At 62.3% G+C, this 16431-nt stretch carries 14 protein-coding genes; 8 read left to right on the top strand and 6 right to left on the bottom strand.

Features of this window, described 5'->3' with window-relative positions:
• Positions 1 to 7: 7 nt before the first annotated feature.
• The 4 genes from GJE22_RS00175 to GJE22_RS00160 all read right to left on the bottom strand — a co-directional run bounded on the left by GJE22_RS00175 (position 8) and on the right by GJE22_RS00160 (position 2143).
• On the bottom strand, positions 8 to 238 hold the full coding sequence (locus GJE22_RS00175; RefSeq protein ID WP_154324017.1) for a hypothetical protein: 231 nt from the start codon (positions 236 to 238) through the stop codon (positions 8 to 10).
• Positions 195 to 647, bottom strand: a complete 453-nt coding sequence (locus GJE22_RS00170; protein ID WP_144687548.1) for a type I phosphomannose isomerase catalytic subunit — start codon at positions 645 to 647, stop codon at positions 195 to 197. The genes GJE22_RS00175 and GJE22_RS00170 overlap by 44 nt, the downstream gene beginning before the upstream one ends.
• A 50-nt stretch (positions 648 to 697) precedes the next feature.
• Positions 698 to 1423 (bottom strand): deoxyribose-phosphate aldolase, encoded by a 726-nt coding sequence (deoC, locus tag GJE22_RS00165; protein ID WP_144687550.1) that lies wholly within the window; start codon positions 1421 to 1423, stop codon positions 698 to 700.
• A gap of 132 nt (positions 1424 to 1555) precedes the next feature.
• On the bottom strand, positions 1556 to 2143 hold the full coding sequence (locus GJE22_RS00160) for a hypothetical protein (protein ID WP_144687552.1): 588 nt from the start codon (positions 2141 to 2143) through the stop codon (positions 1556 to 1558).
• Between the two features lie 308 nt (positions 2144 to 2451).
• Here GJE22_RS00160 and GJE22_RS00155 point away from each other — a divergent pair, with 308 nt between their 5' ends.
• A complete protein-coding gene (locus GJE22_RS00155; protein WP_022349772.1) occupies positions 2452 to 2874 on the top strand; it encodes an Hsp20/alpha crystallin family protein in 423 nt (140 codons plus the stop codon).
• Between the two features lie 419 nt (positions 2875 to 3293).
• Here GJE22_RS00155 and GJE22_RS00150 read toward each other — a convergent pair whose 3' ends face one another.
• Complete coding sequence (locus tag GJE22_RS00150) at positions 3294 to 4112, bottom strand: MBL fold metallo-hydrolase (RefSeq protein ID WP_144687554.1); 819 nt, start codon at positions 4110 to 4112, stop codon at positions 3294 to 3296.
• A 187-nt stretch (positions 4113 to 4299) separates the two neighbouring features.
• Here GJE22_RS00150 and tilS point away from each other — a divergent pair, with 187 nt between their 5' ends.
• The 6 genes from tilS to GJE22_RS00120 all read left to right on the top strand — a co-directional run bounded on the left by tilS (position 4300) and on the right by GJE22_RS00120 (position 12976).
• Entirely contained in the window at positions 4300 to 5850 is a 1551-nt protein-coding gene (gene tilS, locus GJE22_RS00145; RefSeq protein ID WP_144687556.1) for a tRNA lysidine(34) synthetase TilS, read from the top strand.
• A 55-nt stretch (positions 5851 to 5905) separates the two neighbouring features.
• Complete coding sequence (gene hpt, locus GJE22_RS00140; protein WP_019127378.1) at positions 5906 to 6463, top strand: hypoxanthine phosphoribosyltransferase; 558 nt, start codon at positions 5906 to 5908, stop codon at positions 6461 to 6463.
• 1 nt (position 6464) lies between these two features.
• On the top strand, positions 6465 to 8687 hold the full coding sequence (ftsH, locus tag GJE22_RS00135; RefSeq protein WP_235895741.1) for an ATP-dependent zinc metalloprotease FtsH: 2223 nt from the start codon (positions 6465 to 6467) through the stop codon (positions 8685 to 8687).
• Positions 8688 to 9429: 742 nt separating this feature from the next.
• Positions 9430 to 10629 (top strand): pyridoxal phosphate-dependent aminotransferase, encoded by a 1200-nt coding sequence (locus GJE22_RS00130; protein WP_144687558.1) that lies wholly within the window; start codon positions 9430 to 9432, stop codon positions 10627 to 10629.
• Positions 10630 to 10753: 124 nt separating this feature from the next.
• Positions 10754 to 11584 (top strand): PHP domain-containing protein, encoded by an 831-nt coding sequence (locus tag GJE22_RS00125; RefSeq protein WP_019127375.1) that lies wholly within the window; start codon positions 10754 to 10756, stop codon positions 11582 to 11584.
• Positions 11585 to 11587: 3 nt separating this feature from the next.
• Complete coding sequence (locus tag GJE22_RS00120; RefSeq protein WP_144687560.1) at positions 11588 to 12976, top strand: lipase family protein; 1389 nt, start codon at positions 11588 to 11590, stop codon at positions 12974 to 12976.
• Positions 12977 to 13069: 93 nt separating this feature from the next.
• Here the strand turns inward: GJE22_RS00120 and rlmD are convergent, their stop codons facing one another.
• Positions 13070 to 14266, bottom strand: coding sequence for a 23S rRNA (uracil(1939)-C(5))-methyltransferase RlmD (rlmD, locus tag GJE22_RS00115; protein ID WP_235895751.1), 1197 nt, complete (start codon positions 14264 to 14266; stop codon positions 13070 to 13072).
• A gap of 767 nt (positions 14267 to 15033) precedes the next feature.
• Between rlmD and prfA the strand changes: the two genes are divergently transcribed.
• Positions 15034 to 16101 (top strand): peptide chain release factor 1, encoded by a 1068-nt coding sequence (gene prfA, locus GJE22_RS00110; protein WP_144687564.1) that lies wholly within the window; start codon positions 15034 to 15036, stop codon positions 16099 to 16101.
• Positions 16102 to 16431: the final 330 nt, after the last annotated feature.

Raw genomic sequence — 16431 nt, 5'->3', positions numbered from 1 at the left:
TCTCCTGCTAACGGGGATGATAACTCTGCAGCACGCGGCGGGTTCCGCGCACGGTGTAGCGTCCCGCGCTCGCGGGCACCAGGGCGGACTCGGTGCAGGCGAGCCCAACTGCGCCCTCGGGTGACTCGACGGTGCAGGAGCCTTGGACGCAGGTGATGATATGGTAGACGCCGCCAGGCTCCGTCTCGTAGTCCTTATCGATGTCGATGACGTTCGAGACGAAGAGTCCGCAGCGCATCCAGATCGGTTGTCGTGCTGCCACCGATGAGCGTCGCCCCCGGTTCAGCGTGGAGGATGTACCACGATTCCGTCTTCTCGTGGTCGCCATCGAGGCGCTGTGCTTGCTCCTCGTTAGGGTGCACCTGGATGGAGAGCGTTTCGCGCGCATCCATGAAGGTGATCTGGATGACGTCGTGATCGGGCAGCGTTCCTATGATGTCATCGTGGTGCGCGGAGATCGCATCGTCCAGGTGCATGCCCGCGAGAGGGCCGTTCGCTATGGTCACGCAGACATCGGGGTGCGCCGACACATCGAATGCCTCCCCATAATTGTGCTCGGTATCAGTGGGAAGGCCGCGTGCCTTGGCGATAGCATCTCCCGCCCAGATAGGGTGGACAGAGGTTGGTGAGAACTTCAGAGGCTCCATAGATAGTTCCCATTCCGTTGTGGTGGCAAGCAAGCGCGGGCACGGGCGTCCTACAGCTCGATCGCATCGATTCCCTCGGCGTCGAAGCGCCGCTTGAGCTCCTCGATGATGGGGATGCCGGCGCTGCACCCGATGCGGGTAGCACCGGCGCGCACCATGTCGAGGAACGCATCGGCCGTGCGAATGCCGCCGGCAGCCTTGACCTGGACCTCGGGGCAGACGTGTTCGCGCATGAGCCGCACGTCGTGAACGGTGGCACCGCCGGTGGAAAAGCCGGTGCTCGTCTTGATGAAGGCGGGCTTTACCTCGCTCGCAATCTCGCAGAGCCTGATCTTCTCGTCATCGGTGAGCAGACAGTTCTCAAAGATGACCTTGCAGGGGATGGGCTCCTCGCGTCCTTCGCTCGCCGCACGGCAGACGTTGACGATCTGTTCCATCTCGTCCTGCACATATGTCCAGTTTCCGTCTTTAACCTCGGTGAGATTCACGACATAATCGATCTCGTTCGCGCCGTTCTCGATGGCGTCTTGCGTTTCGAATGCCTTCGCGGCGATGCTCATCTGTCCGAGCGGGAAGCCGATAGCGGCACCGGTGTGAATATCGGTACCTGCGAGAAGGGCAGAGCACCGTGCAGATTGCCCCGAGTTGATGGCGACCATCTTGAAATGGTACCGCCGTGCTTCGTCGCAGAGCTTCTCCATGTCTGCTTCGGTGGCATCGGCATGCAGGTTCGTGTGGTCGACCAGCCGTGCAAGATTGTCAATGGTGTAGTGCATAGCTATCAAACTCCCCCCGCAAAGTGCGAACAAGCTAATAGTACATATAGATGCAGGTTGTTCGAAGAGACCGTTGGTGAGCGCTCTCGTTTTGCGCGTCGAACCTCGGTATGAAGTTCCGCGTGTTCCTGTCTAGCGGAAGAAGATGATCCACGCGAGAACGGCGATGACGACGATGAGCGCGAGCACGAGCAGGATACGCACCCGCTTGCGAGCGCGGTCTTGCCGTGCTGTGAAGATCGTCTTGCGACCCGAGGGTGCCGAGAGATAGCGGTCCGAATGAAGCACCTGCGGCTCTCCGTCTCCAGGCATCTTGCGGCGCGGATGAGCCGGACCTTGGGGAGCGCCGGTTTGGTGGCCGACGGGCTGGAGGTACTGGGGATCAGACGTCGCAACGCCCATGTGCTTGCGCCCGGGCGCCGAGGTGAAGCTCTGTTGCTGAGGGCCGCCCGCAAAGCCGCCTACATAGTCGCCCGGCGCTTGCGGGCGATACCCCCTCATGTCTTGGCGCGCCGCACCGCCTGTTCCGGCGCCCGCGGCAGCACGCGATCCGGTACGGGAGTAGGTCTCCCGCTGTATGCGCTGCTGGTAGGTAACGCCGTCGTCGGTTATGGGGTCTTGGGTGATATGGGGGACCGTTCGCTGGTAAGGGACGCGCGCACGCTTTTCGTGCTGCTGGTTTGAAGATGGCGTCGACTGGGCGCGGTTGTTCTCATCCATGGTGTCCCTCGCGTGGCCTTGCGGTGATAGCCCTATTCTATAGTTCCCTCAGCATGTGAGCCGAGTTGGCGTGAAAATTAGCGGCGCGTTCACGCGAGGTGCAAAATCAATTGAACTGGCCGTTGACGGCGGCTCAGGGTTCTTCCGCTTGGTATAAATCTAAGTCATACACACTAAGATTTGATGATACTGTGACGCTTAAAAAATCTGATTACGCATGTTTAGGAACAGGAGGCTCGGGAATAACAAGAGTATCCAAAGAAGACCCGGAGTTAAGATATCCGGGCAATCACAAAGGAGTGATTGATATGGCAAGCATGGTTCCGTATCGTTCGGTGTTCGGTATTCGTCCCACGTCGCTCTTCGACGCGCTCGATGACATGATGGATTTCGCCCCGTCTTCTTCCACCCGCGCCTTCCCGATGGATGTCGAGGATAAGGGCGAGGGCTACGAGGTCAAGGCATATCTGGCCGGTGTGAACAAGGATGATATCGACGTCGAGCTCAATGAGGGCCGCCTCTCCATTTCCGTCAAGGTTGAGGAGAAGGAAGAGGACAAGGGTAAGAACTTCCTGCAGAAGGAGTTCACGTCCTTCAGCGCCACGCGTGGCATCTACCTTAAGGACGCCTCGAACGAGGGCCTGTCCGCTCGGTACGCCGACGGTGTGCTGACGGTGACGGTTCCGAAGATCGTCGAGAAGAAGAACGTCACGAAGGTCGCGATCGACTAACGCTTCTATCGGGGCCGCTCATTTCTTGCCGCTGTTCTCGTCGCTGTGCGGCAGCGGAGAGCGGCATGGGAAATGAGCGGCCTTTTGCGCATGCCGTCGCGATGTGGGTTTTGAGAGTCCCTGGTGGGGAGCTGTTCAGTACGGCTTCCCACCAGGGATTTTTTATTCAGGCGACAGACACTGTTGGGTGACAGGCAGTTGTATAGGTGAATAAGCGCCGGGTGTCTTCGGGCGGGTTTTGGACGCACGCCGCGTTCTTGGGCGACATTTCGCCGTTTTGGACTGCCGGAGCGTACGAAAGCTGCCCGAAAACGAATGCGGTGTCCGAATTTCGCCCGAGAACGCAACCGTAACGGCCCCAGTGCCCGGATCTCACCCGAGAACGCGGCAACGAGCAGCAAGCTTCCGTCTGGCGGCGATTACCAAATGCTGATCGGCCGGTTTTGGCCGGCGGCGCGGATATGCAGGCTAGGCAACGGGTCTGGCCGCCGCAGCGTCGCGGATGATCCGAGCTCGTTGTCGAGCTCCGCGCCGAGTGCCTCAGCAAGCGCGCGCACCGCGAGGCTCGGTCGGTTATTCTCCTGCGATATGTGCATGGCAACAAGCTGCTCGGTGTGCGGGCCAACAAGTGAGCGAGCGGCTTCGGCAGCCTGAGCGTTTGAGAGGTGGCCGCGTTCAGAGATGATGCGGTCCTGCAGGTACCGCGGGTAGGAGCCAGTTCTCAACATGGGGACGTCATGGTTGCTTTCAAGTGCCAAAATCCGAACGTCGCCGAGCGCCTGCAGCGCCGCCTCGGTCGCCGTTCCGGTATCGGTCATGATGCCAATGGAGTCGTTGCGGCACGAGAAGCGCAGGCCAATGGGGTTGACCACATCATGCGAGGTAGAAAACGTCTGCACCTCGATCCCCGCGATATCGAGGCATGCCCCCGGCTCGAACTCCGTAAACGGAAGCCCCTCGAGCGTTGCGCGCGCTTGCGGGGTGCCTGAGCTTGCGAGCAACGCGCCCGGGAAGCTCTTGCACCAAACGGGAAGCCCCTTCACGTGATCGGAGTGCTCGTGCGTGACGATGATGGCAACCACGCGGGATGCCTCGAGTTCAAGTTCTGCCATGCGCCGCAGGACCTCACGCCGCGAAAACCCGTTGTCGATCATGATGATCCCCTCGGGTCCCTCGATGAGCTCGCAGTTGCCCTTGGAGCCACTGCCGAGAATGTGTAAGCGCAAGGCGTGTGTCATGCTGTCGTCCAATAACCTCAGGTGGTACCCTGAAAACAGGGCTTGTGGTTCGTAGGCACTGGGTGTTTGTGAACTGTGGTTCACAGACACCGGGTGTCTGTGAACCACGCGAGAGTCTGTAACCCGGTCTAGGGTATCAGGTTTGAGCGACTATTTCTCTGCAACGTATCGATCGGAGCTATTCTCTATGCCCACGGTATCACAGCGTTTCGTCTCACATCGCGCGGGCGCCGCGTCCGGCCGCGCGCTCGACCCCTCGGCACCCGTCGTGCTCATGGTGTCGGGCGGCGCGGATTCAACGGCGCTTCTGGTCATGGCGTGCACGTCGAAGCTCGACATCATGGACGGTCGAGGCCCTGCGCGCATAGCTCGAGAGCGCATCCACGTGCTTCATGTAAACCATCATCTCCGTGGGGAGGCGTCCGACGCAGACGAGGAGCATGTTCGCGGCCTCTGCGAGCGCTATGGGGTTCCCCTGTGTGTGGAACATGCATCGTTCACCGAGCTCAACGGTCAAAATCTCGAAGCCGCCGCACGAGAGGTGCGCTATGCGGCCGCCCGGAGGTACGTCCGCGAACTCTGCCAAGAGGCGGGGTGCCCTCGTACCGCGGCGCGCATCGTGACCGCGCACACGGCAAGCGACCGAGCCGAGACGTTCTTCATGAACGCCATCAAGGGCGCGGGCCCCGCGGGGCTCTCGAGCATTCCGCGCCGCAGGAACATCATCGTGCGCCCGCTCATCGACCTCACACATGAGGAACTTTGCCGGTATCTTGAAGTGGCGGGCATCGCTTGGCAGGAAGACGAGAGCAACCAAGACACGTCGTATCTGCGCAATTTTGTCCGCCACCGCGTGATTCCCGTGGCGCGCGAACGCAACGAGAACCTTGCGCGGAACGTGGGGGTGGCATGCGACATCTTGGGCGACGAAGACGCCTTCATGGCGCATCTTGCCGCTACGGCCCTTCGTTCGTGCACGCGCCGCCAGCAGGAAGGCCTTGTGGTACTGGATGCCGCGCGCGTGGCCGCGGCAGAGGTTGCCATAGCTCGCCGCATGGTTCGTCTTGCGGTAAAACAGCTCGATGCTGAGGCACGGCTCGAGATGCGCCATGTTGAGAGTATCCTTCGCTGCGTCGCGGCGGGCGAGGGGTCTCTCACGCTGCCGGGCAATATCGACGCGCGCATCGAGTTTGGCACGCTCGCCCTGCGTACGGCATCCGCCCGCGAGCATCTGGTGGCAGGCTGGATCGCGGTGCCCGGCCGGATGCCCCTCGCGAATGGCGCGGTGCTCGAGGCGTCGCTCGAACGCATTCCTGCCGGAACCGACGCCGTTGCCCTCGCGCGCGAGGCGGCGGCGTCCTCGCCAGCTGGTGGTTCCGTGGCCTATGTTGATGCGGCGGCGCTGGGCTACGCTGAGCGCGACCTGGTGCGACTCAAGGAATCGGGAAGCTCCCTTCCGGCGGAGTCCCTCGGCGCGCGCCTCTGGGTCGATGCCCCCGCACCCGGCGATCTTCTCTGCCCGCTGGGCATGCATGGCCGCAGCAAGAAGCTGTCTGACCTCTTGGGTGAGGAACAGGTTCCCGTGGCGGAGCGCCCGCTCGTGCCGGTCGTGCGCACTGCTCCGGGGGGTTCCGTTGTGTGGGTTGGCGGAATTCGCCTCGATGACCGCTTTAAGTGCACGGCCGCCAGTAAAGTGCTGGTAAAATTGGTCATTCACCCCCAGGATCTCGCGTTATGAAAACTGGGTGTTGGGTAAGCTGCGTATCACGGCAACATGTGCAGGAGGTTTTTATATGATCGAGCAGGGCGCTATGCATCCGGATATCGAGCAGGTGCTGTTCACGGAAGAGGATATCGCGGCCATGGTCAAGCGCATGGGCGCAGAGATCTCCCGCGACTACCAGGGCAAAGACCTGGTGCTTATCGCCGTCCTGCGCGGCGCCGTCGTCTTCATGGGCGACCTTATGCGCTCTATCGACGTGCCGCTCGCCATCGACTTCATGGCCGTCTCAAGCTATGGCGATAAGGCCAAGAGCTCGGGCGTGGTGCGCATCGTTAAAGACCTGGACATGGATATCAAGGGGCGTGACGTGCTCATCGTGGAGGACATCCTGGACTCCGGCCTCACGCTCAAGTACCTCATGAAGAACCTGAGCAGCCGTAACCCCGCGTCCATCGAGGTGGCAACCTTCCTGTGGAAGGACGTGGAGGGCAAGCAGGCTGCAATCAACCCCAAGTACGTGGGCACTCATTGCCCGGATGCGTTCGTGGTGGGGTACGGCCTCGATTTTGCCGAGCGCTATCGCAACCTCCCCTATGTGGGGATTCTCAAGCCGGAGGTTTATTCGTAATATGACCCGTCGTGTTCTAAGCGCAACGATTGAGGATGAGCGAGCCTGCGGGCTCGCTCTCGCTGCTGATGGCGGTGGCTCTAGCAACCGCGATCAGCAGGATGACGCGCCCCGCCCCGAAGCGCCGGATTCGCCCGGCTCGTCGTTTGACGATCCGTTCCAGCTGGGGCTCGGGCGTTCTGGCGGATCGGGCGGTGGATCGGGCCGTCCCGGCGGCGGTCCCGGTAGGCGCGGGCCGTCCCGCGTGTCGTGGCTCTATATCCTGCTTGTGTGCGGTCTCCTTGCCTATGTTATCTTCAGCATGAATGGTGGCTTTGGTGCGCAGAGCCCCACCGACGAGCTTGCTACGAGCGAGTTCGTGACCGCGGTCGAAGAGGGGCGCGTTGCCAACGTGACCTACACCGTGGCCGACGGCAGCCTGGCCGGTGAGTACTGGACGCGTTCTGAGGACATTGGCAAGAACGCGGCGCTTAAGCACTTTACCTCTACCTACGTTGGCTCCGATGCGCTTGCCGACCTCATGGCCGGCCGCCCGAGCACCGTCTACATCGTCAACACCAACGATCCCAACGCGATCATGGACTTCCTCATCAGCGTGGTTCCAACGGTGATCTTGGTGCTCATCATGCTGTACTTCATGCGCCAGATGATGGGCGCCAACAGCAAGACCATGCAGTTTGGCAAGACGAACGCCAAGATGAACGAGGCTACTCGCCCCAAGGTCAAGTTCGCCGATGTGGCGGGTATCGACGAGGCGGTCGAGGAGCTCGAGGAGGTCCGCGACTTCCTGGCAGATCCCGAGCGCTACCGCAAGCTTGGCGCGAAGATCCCGCGCGGTGTCCTGCTCGTGGGCCCTCCGGGTACGGGCAAGACGTTGCTGGCCAAGGCCGTTGCCGGCGAGGCAGGGGTGCCGTTCTTCAGCATCAGCGGTTCCGATTTCGTTGAGATGTTCGTTGGCGTGGGCGCAAGCCGCGTGCGCGACCTCTTCTCCAAGGCGAAGGAGCAGGCTCCGAGCATCATCTTCATTGACGAGATCGATGCCGTTGGACGCCAGCGCGGAGCAGGCCTGGGTGGCGGGCATGACGAGCGCGAGCAAACGCTGAACCAGCTGCTCGTGGAGATGGACGGCTTCGAGGAGAACGAGAGCGTGATCCTCATCGCTGCGACCAACCGCCCGGATATTCTCGACCCGGCGTTGCTGCGTCCCGGCCGCTTCGATCGGCAGATTACCGTGGATCGCCCGGACGTGAAGGGCCGCGAGCAGATCCTTCGGGTGCACTCCGCCAACAAGCCGCTTGCAGACGACGTGCGCTTCGATAAGCTCGCCCAGCTCACCGTGGGATTCACTGGCGCCGACCTTGCGAACCTCATGAACGAGGCCGCGCTGCTCACCGCCCGCCGCCACCGCGGGCGCATCAGCATGGACGAGGTCGAGGAGTCTATGGAGCGCGTGATCGCTGGCCCCGAGCGCAAGGCCCGGGTCATGACCGAGACCGAGCGCACGACCATTGCGTTCCACGAGAGCGGCCATGCCCTTGTGGGTCACGTGCTCGAGCACTCCGACCCGGTCCACAAGATCACGATCATCCCGCGTGGCCAGGCACTTGGCTACACCATGCAGTTGCCCACTGAGGACCATTTCCTCAAGACCAAGAACGAGATGCTCGACGAGCTCGCGGTGTTCTTGGGCGGTCGCGTGGCCGAAGAGCTCATGTGCGACGATATCACCTCCGGCGCATCGAACGACCTCGAGCGCGCGACCAAGATGGCGCGCGAGATGGTCACGCGCCTGGGCATGAGCGAGGCACTCGGAACGCAGGTCTTCGGCGAGGCGCAGCACCAGGTCTTCTTGGGACGTGATTACGCTGACCACCAGGATTACTCTGAGGAGACCGCGCGCCGTATCGATACCGAGGTGCAGCGCATCATGCGTGAGGCGCACGAGCGTGCGGAGAAGATCCTGCGCGAGCGCTCCGACCAGCTCAAGCTCATGGCCAACGTGCTCCTGGAGCGCGAGACCGTTGAGGGCGACGCCGTCGAGGCGCTGCTTGATAACACCTGGGATGAATTCTTGGCCAAGGAGCAGGCTGGCGGCAAGGATGGCTCCAAGCCCGGCGATCGCCGCAAGCCGCGCATGAGCGATGAGGAGCTTGCGGAAGACGCCGCTCGCTTCGCCGCCGAGGCCGTCGCTGCCGATTCCCACTCGGAGGGGAATCAAGACTAAGCGATTCCTGCCCGAACAAGATGGATTTGACGGTAGATTGAATGGCACAAGACGCCCGCGCTCGACTCCGAGTGCGGGCGTCTTTCATAAAGAGATTGATTTCTGGCTAACTTTGTCGATTTATTGCGCTCAGGCGCCCGGGCTTTCTGACGAAGGGGCGCTGGGTCCTACATTTAGCTATAAAAACATGCGAAAAGAGTGAGAAACGGAGTGCGGATATGACCAACGAGGTCGCCTAGACGCAGAACAGTCGAAGCTCATCGCCAGAAATCGACAAAGTTAGCCAGAAACTCGGCATTCGTAGCAAAAACGCCTTCACCGTGCGGGCCGGCGCGGCTATTCCATCGAGTTGGTGAGCGAATGCGCCGAGCGTTTGCACGGAGTACGGTGTTGAGCGAATATGTCGAGCGAATGCGCTGAGCGTTTGCGCGAACGGTTCCGCTGGGCGATTGCACGGAGCGCCGCGTCGAGCGTTTGTGCGTAACGATTGCGCGGAACGATTGCGCCGAGCGGCTGCATGAATCGTCTGCGCTCGGCGCGTCTTTGCTCTGTGCAACGCTCCATGCCTGTTACACGAAGCTGCCCCGCACCATCTACCGGCGCCATCTGCCAGCAGCATTTGGCTGCTCGCATTGATCGGCACCGCGCTCTGGAGCGTTCTGGCTCCGAGGGCCGTGCATCTTGCCGTATCATGGACCACAAGACGGTGCGCGGCATGGCTGCGCCGATATGAGGAGCAATCATGATTAACGATACGATGTATGCTCGCGGTGCCGAGAGCTCGGTGATTCGCGAGATTTTCACGTACGCCAACGAGCGCAAGGCACAGATTGGCGCTGAGAATGTGTTCGATTTCAGCCTGGGTAACCCCAGCGTGCCCGCCCCCGACGAGGTGAGGCAGAGCATCGAGCGTTCGCTCAAGCTCCCGCCCGAGCAGGTGCACGGGTACACGCCCGCGCCGGGCGCACCCGAGGTTCGCACCGCCGTGGCGGAATCGCTCAACCGTCGTTTTGGGACGAACTACACCATGGCCGATGTGTTCATGACGGTCGGCGCCGCCGCCTCGGTGTCCTGCACGCTTGGAGCGGTCACGTGCCCCGGCGATGAGGTTATCGTCATCGCGCCGTATTTCCCGGAATACCGCGTGTGGATCGAAACGGCTGGTGCCGTCTGCATCGAGGTCTTAGCCGATCAGGAAACGTTCCAGGTCGACCCCGAGGCGGTCGCCACCGCCATCACCGACCGTACCGCGGCGGTTATCATCGACTCACCCAACAACCCAACGGGCGCGGTCTATACCAGGGAGAACCTGGAGAAACTCGCGGATGTCCTCGAGCGCGCGAACGCGGAGCGCGAGGTACGCCTGGGCCATCCGCAGCCCATCGTCCTCATCTCAGACGAGCCCTACCGCGAGATCACCTATGGGGCTGAGGTTCCCTGGGTGCCGTCGCTCTACGAGCACACAGTGGTGTGCTATTCGTACAGCAAATCGCTCTCGCTTCCTGGGGAGCGCGTGGGCTGGGTGCTCGTGCCGCAGGTGAGCGAGGGCGCCCGCCGGGTCATGACGGCCGTTGCCGGAACGGCCCGTTCGCTCGGGTTCGTATGCGCGCCGTCGCTTTTCCAGCGCGTGGTCATGGATTGTGTGGACGTTCCGTCGGATGTTGCGGCATACGCTCGCAATCGTGACCTGCTCACCCAGGCGCTCTCGCAGATGGGGTATACCTATGTGGAGCCAGGCGGTGCCTTCTACCTGTGGGTCCGCGCACTTGAGCCCGATGCCGAGGCGTTCTGCGAACGCGCTCGGGCCTACGAGCTCTTGCCGGTGCCCTCCAACAGCTTCGGCGTTGAGGGGTGGGTACGCGTAGGGTATTGCGTGGCGCCCGAGGTTATCGAGCGTTCGCTTCCCGCATGGAAGCGTCTTGCTGAAGACTACGGTCTGTAGGCCTCGTCTTCAGCTGAGCGCATTGCCGTCGTACGCGGCCCTGCGCCGGGCTGCTCGGCGTTCAACGGCTGCGGTGCGCCGGAATCGCGCTTGTTGCAGATGGTTCGCATTTAAGGAGCATCTCATGACATACGAGATCAAATCGGATATTCATACCCATACGATGTTCTCTCGGCATGCATATTCGACCATTGCGGAGAACGTCGCGGCGGCGCGCGCCGCAGGGCTCGAGCTCTTGGGGTCTGCCGACCACTTCAGCTGCATGCTCTTTCCCGAGCAGCACATCCGCAACTTCCAATACTTCGTGAACCAGACCGTGTGGCCGCGCGTTTGGGACGGGGTCGTGCTCCTGCGCGCTGCGGAGGTCGATATCGTCTCGCTTGAGGGCGGGCTGTTCGGTCAAGATATCGCCTGTCCGGCAAGCATCACCGGCAGGCCGTACAAGCAGGACAAGAGCCTGTTCGAGCGCGTAACGAGCAATCTCGATTATCTCGTGGCGAGCGTTCACGATACGCGGTTCACCGAAGATGTCTCCGGGGCACAGACGACCGGCATGTACATTCGAGCGCTTGAGCAGCCGAAGGTGCTGGTACTGGGGCATACGGGGCGTTCCGGCGTGCCATTCGATGTTGATGAGGTGCTCACCGTTGCGAAGGAACGCCATAAGCTCATCGAGGTCAACGAGCACAGCCTCGAGGGCGATCACAAGGGCGACACGCACGATGCCTGCCGCCGCATAGCCGAGCGCTGCGCGGAGCTCGGCGTGGGCATATCGGTTTCCAGCGATGCTCACATCGCCTCGGATATCGGCAAATATCCCCAGGTGAGCGCCATGCTCGAGGAGATTCATTTCCCGAGGGAGCTCATCATGAACCGCGATCGCGCCTCAATGCTTACCGCACTTGCCGATGCAGGCATCTGCGACCTGCGGAATCTTGTTGCTCGCGAAGGGTAGATCATGGCGCTCGGGCGGTGTCATATGGTGTCTGCGGTACGGGCGGGGTTGAGCCGCCTGCCGTTCGTGGTGCTGCTCGTGCTCGCCATCATGGCTCTGAGCTTTGTGTTCATGATGCTCTGTCGCTACGAGCAGAACCGCCGAAACGCCGGGGGAGCGGGTTCGCCGCAAAGCTCCGCGGTTGCCTATGGCGAGGAGCTTCCCGCGACGGGGCGCTTTACCAAGAGCATCACCTATACCTGCATCGACGCGCCCGGTCGCGAGACGGTGTCGCCGGTTGTCTGGGATGACGGCTGGTTCTCCGGCGACATGCGCACCTACAACCACGACCTCGCAAGGACCTCGTCGGTTCTCGCTGCTCTGGCGTATTCCGAATCTTCTCATTACCAAGAAAGCTATCAAACGCCGCCGTATATGGAGAACGCCCTGGCCGAGCTGGGCTTCGACGAGGTTTCGACAGCCTCGTACGAGTATCGCAGCGAGGTGATGGACCAGATGCTCAATCTGGTGACGCAGCGAGAAGATACTGTCGCCTACACTCTGGCGCGCAAGCGCGTAACGGGAGCGGACGGGTCCACCCGCTCGGTCATCCTTGTCTCGGTGCGTGGCAGCTATGGATCGGAATGGCTGAGCAACCTAAAAATCGAGGGCGTTTCTCCCGAAGGCGAGGCAGCCCTTTCCGAGGATCAAGAGACGCGGTACGACCACTCCGGGTATGTAGAGGCAGCGAGCGAGGTAAGCCAGGCGGTCGCTCCCTGGGTGCGCGAAAGCCATAGGCGCGGAGACCAGGTGACCCTGTTGCTCGTTGGGCACAGTCGCGGCGGGGCGATCGCGAACCTCGTTGCCGCCCAGGCGGACGACGAACTTGCTGCGCTGGCAGAGGGCGCCCAGCCCCGGGATGGGCTCGAGCTGGCGGCGGGCGATGCTGTTGCAGGGTACACCTTCGCGTCGCCCGGATGTACCACGAGTGCCCACGCCCACGCCGCGCGCTACGGTAACATCTTCAATATCGCGAATCCGGCGGACCTTATGCCCGCGCTCCCTCTGGCGTCTTGGGGGTACGCGCGCTACGGGGTCGACATGAACTTGCCTGCGATGGGCGAGGAGGGGTTCGATACCCAGTTTTCATCGATGAGCAGCGCCTACACCGAGCTTACCGGCGGGGAGGACCCCTATGACCCCGAGGCGGCTCAGGCCGTGCGGTCGGTGGTGGGTGAGGTTGGCGCCGAGGTTGGCTCGGTCGACGAGCTGGTTACCCCGGGAGGGATTGCCTCTGTTGCCCAGGCGTGCGCACGGCATATCGATCCCACGCGCATCTTGTGCGGACACTATCCGAGCGTCTACATCAGCTGGATGTATACCATCGAGGCGGACGATCTGACTTTAAGCTAAGCGGGCTACCTGCGCGGATGGGGCACCCGTTTAGGTGAGACGATTTATTGGTGATCCGTTTGAGATGCTCGCCCCTCTTGGTCACAAAGCGCGCTAGGAGCGTTCGAGAACCGCGACGGTTTCCGTGTGCTCGGTGTGCGGGAACATGTCCACAGGCGTGAGGCGGCAGAGCCGGTAGCCCTGTTGCCCGAGTATCTCCAGATCACGCACCTGCGTCGTGGGATTGCAGCTGATATAGACGATGCGCCGCGGTCCAAGCTCCGCAGCCGCTGTGAGGAACGCTGGCGTTGAGCCGGCCCGTGGAGGGTCGAGCGCGACGACATCGACGTGCGTGCCGCTGCGAGCCGCGTCGCGCAGGAACTCGGTAGCGTCGGTTGCCATGAAGGAGGCCTCATCCGGGCCGAGGCCGTTGAGTTCGGCGTTGAGGCGGGCGTCGACGATGCCCGCCGGGTTCTTCTCCACGCCGATGAGTTTGATCGCCTTGCCCGCGCGGGCCGCGTCGCGCGCAGCGCAAAGACCGATCGTTCCGCTTCCGCAATATGCATCAAGTAGCACGTCACCCGCCTCGAGCGCCATGCCTTCGATGGCGAGGCGGTATAAGACCTCGGTCTGTTGGGGGTTCGTTTGATAGAACGCGGTGGGCGAGATGGCGAACGTGCAGTCAAGTAGCTCATCTTTCATGTGGGGTGCGCCCCACAGCACCCGAGTCTCGCGGCCCAGGATGGCGTTGCCTTCGCGCCCGTTGATATTCTGGGCCACGCATACGATGCGAGGGTCGATGCTGGAAAGCTCGCGTGCGAGGTCTTCGATGTGGGGCACCTCGCGGCGTGCGGTGACGATGGTGAGCATGGCTTCATCGGTGCGCCAGCCCATGCGCAGTACTGCATAGCGCAGCACACCCTGCCGCGCATCTTCGTCGTATGCGGGTATGCCCAGGCGCTCGGCGACTCGGGCGACCTCGTTGAGGATGTGCCGCGCTCCCGGGGCTTCGACGGCGCAGCTTGGAGCGGGAACGATGGTATGTGTTCCACGGGCGAAGAACCCTGAGCGCACCGCGCCTGCGGGCCCGGGTGCAAAGGGCGTGGCCGCCTTATAGCGAAACGCGCGCGGCACGGGGGCTTTGCCCGGGTCTCCCGCTTTGCTTCCCATGCCGCAGGTGGCCTCGATCGCGGCGTCCCATCCCATGCGCTCAATGAGCGGACGGAAGAGCTCTTCCATGGCTTCCTGCTTGCGGATAAGCTGCTTTCGGTAGGGTATGCCAAGCCACGCGCACCCGCCGCATGCGCGCATGATGGGGCAGGGGCCGGCGGAATCCTTGAGCTTGCGGCGCGACGGCGCTGCGTCTGAGGTGGTGCCGGCGGAGCGGCCTGAACCGGAGGCGGCACCAGCGGGGTGGGCTGCGCCGGAGGCGGCGCTGGCGGAGGCGGCGCTGGCGGAGCGGCCGGCCGCCTGCCGAGCGCTGCCGGCAGGGGAACCCGCCGACCGCCGCCCGCTGCCGGCAGACGCCGACGTTCCCCGGTGGTCCTTCCCGCGCCGTGCGGGCTTGCCTCCCCGTGCAGAGCGTGGGCGATGTGAAGACTGCTGCGCCATGATTCCGTCCTTCTTGCTTGTGGTCGACCAGTATTATGTCATGGGGCCGGGGCCGCGCGCGGACGCCCCGTTCTGTTTCCATCATTTGGGAACGATGGATCCGCCAAGTGCCAAGCCGTACACGTGCGCGCGGTGCCTCCGCAGCCCTGGCCTCATACGGTGCAGCCTCAACAAATTCTGAGCCCGGATGCCATTCGACTGCGGCGTCATCGCCAAGTTGAAGCTCACTGGGCGCCACGGTGATGCCGTGTCTTTTCTGCAGGATACGCAGCTGCCGCTTGCCCTTTTTGGCGCTCTGGGTATGATTAGGTGCCGGAAGAAAGGAAGCGCATGTATCTTCGGTTCGATATGCTCTAGCTGGGCTCATGATTCACTGCGTGCCGCAGGCGCTGCGGTGCCCTTCTGTATGGCCCTGCGCCCTGGATATCATTCTCGGGCGTCCACTTCCAAAACGCAAAGGAACCATCATGCGCGACAAGCTCGAAAAACTCATCGCTGCCTATGAGGAGCTCGAAAAGAAGCTCTCCGACCCCTCGGTCGTGGCAGATCAAAAGGAATACATGCGTTTGGCCAAGGAGCATGCGCACCAGGCGCAGCTCGTGGCCGCTGCCCGGGAGTACCTGAGCGCGCTCGACGATATCGAGGCCGCCAAGGAAATGCAGCGCGAGACCTCGGACGCTGACGAGAAGGCCATGCTCCAGGAGGACATCGCCGCCAACGAGGCTAAGCTTCCGCAGCTTGAGGAAGACATCAAGTTCATGCTCATCCCGGGCGACCCGAACGACGAGAAGAATACCATCGTGGAGATTCGCTCCGCTGCCGGCGGTGACGAGGCAGCCATTTTTGCGGGCGACCTCTTCAAGATGTACCAGCGCTTCTGCGAGTCGCAGGGCTGGAAGCTCGAGGTGCTCGATTCGAGCCCGAGCGATGCGGGCGGCTTCAAGTCGATCGAGTTCAAGGTTTCGGGCGATAAGGTCTACTCCGTCATGAAGTACGAGAGCGGCGTGCACCGCGTGCAGCGCGTTCCCAAGACCGAGAGCCAGGGCCGCATCCAGACTTCGACGGCGACGGTCGCGGTGCTTCCCGAGGCGGACGAGATCGACATTCATATCGACCAGTCCGACCTGCGCATCGATACGTATTGCGCGTCCGGCCCCGGCGGCCAGTGCGTGAACACCACGTATTCGGCCGTGCGCATCACCCACCTGCCCACCAATACCGTGGTGCAGTCGCAGGAGCAGCGCTCGCAGATCCAGAACCGCGAGGTCTGCATGCAGATGCTTCGCGCCCGCCTGTACGAGATGGAGCTCGAGAAGCAGCAGGCCGAGCTGGGTGCCGAGCGCCAGAGCCAGATTGGCCACGGCAACCGCTCGGAGAAGATCCGCACCTATAACCAGCCCCAGGACCGCGTGACCGATCACCGCATCGGCTTTAACAGCACCTACAACGCAGTGTTGCTGGGAGACGGGCTTTCCGGTGTGATCGAGGCACTCGCCGCCGCCGATCGTGCGGAGAAGCTCGCCGAGGCGGTCTAATTCGTTTGATAGCGGGCTCGTCAGGGTATGGCGGGCCCGTTTTTCATGCCGGGGCATTTCCTTGCGCGTTGCGCCATGGTCGATGTGTTCCGGGCACACACGGCATGTTGCAGATTGAGGCTGTGGAGTTGTCGTGTTGAGCGACGGGGTTTGCGCGACGGAGCATTGCGCGCGTGGTGCATGATTCGCCTGCCGGAGCAGGGGCGTTTTTGCGGCGTTAAGGTTCAGCGGGTTTTAAGCCGGATTGTTATCGGCTTCTTGCAGGATACGCGACAGACCCTCCCGGTAGTCTTAGGGCATCGGGTCGCGGACCGCTCGATACCCGTGTGG

The organism is Enorma shizhengliae (assembly GCF_009676995.1).
Classification (GTDB): Bacteria; Actinomycetota; Coriobacteriia; order Coriobacteriales; family Coriobacteriaceae; genus Enorma; species Enorma massiliensis.
Note: the sequence above shows the minus strand (reverse complement) of the source record. Positions and strands in the feature narration are given on the sequence as shown.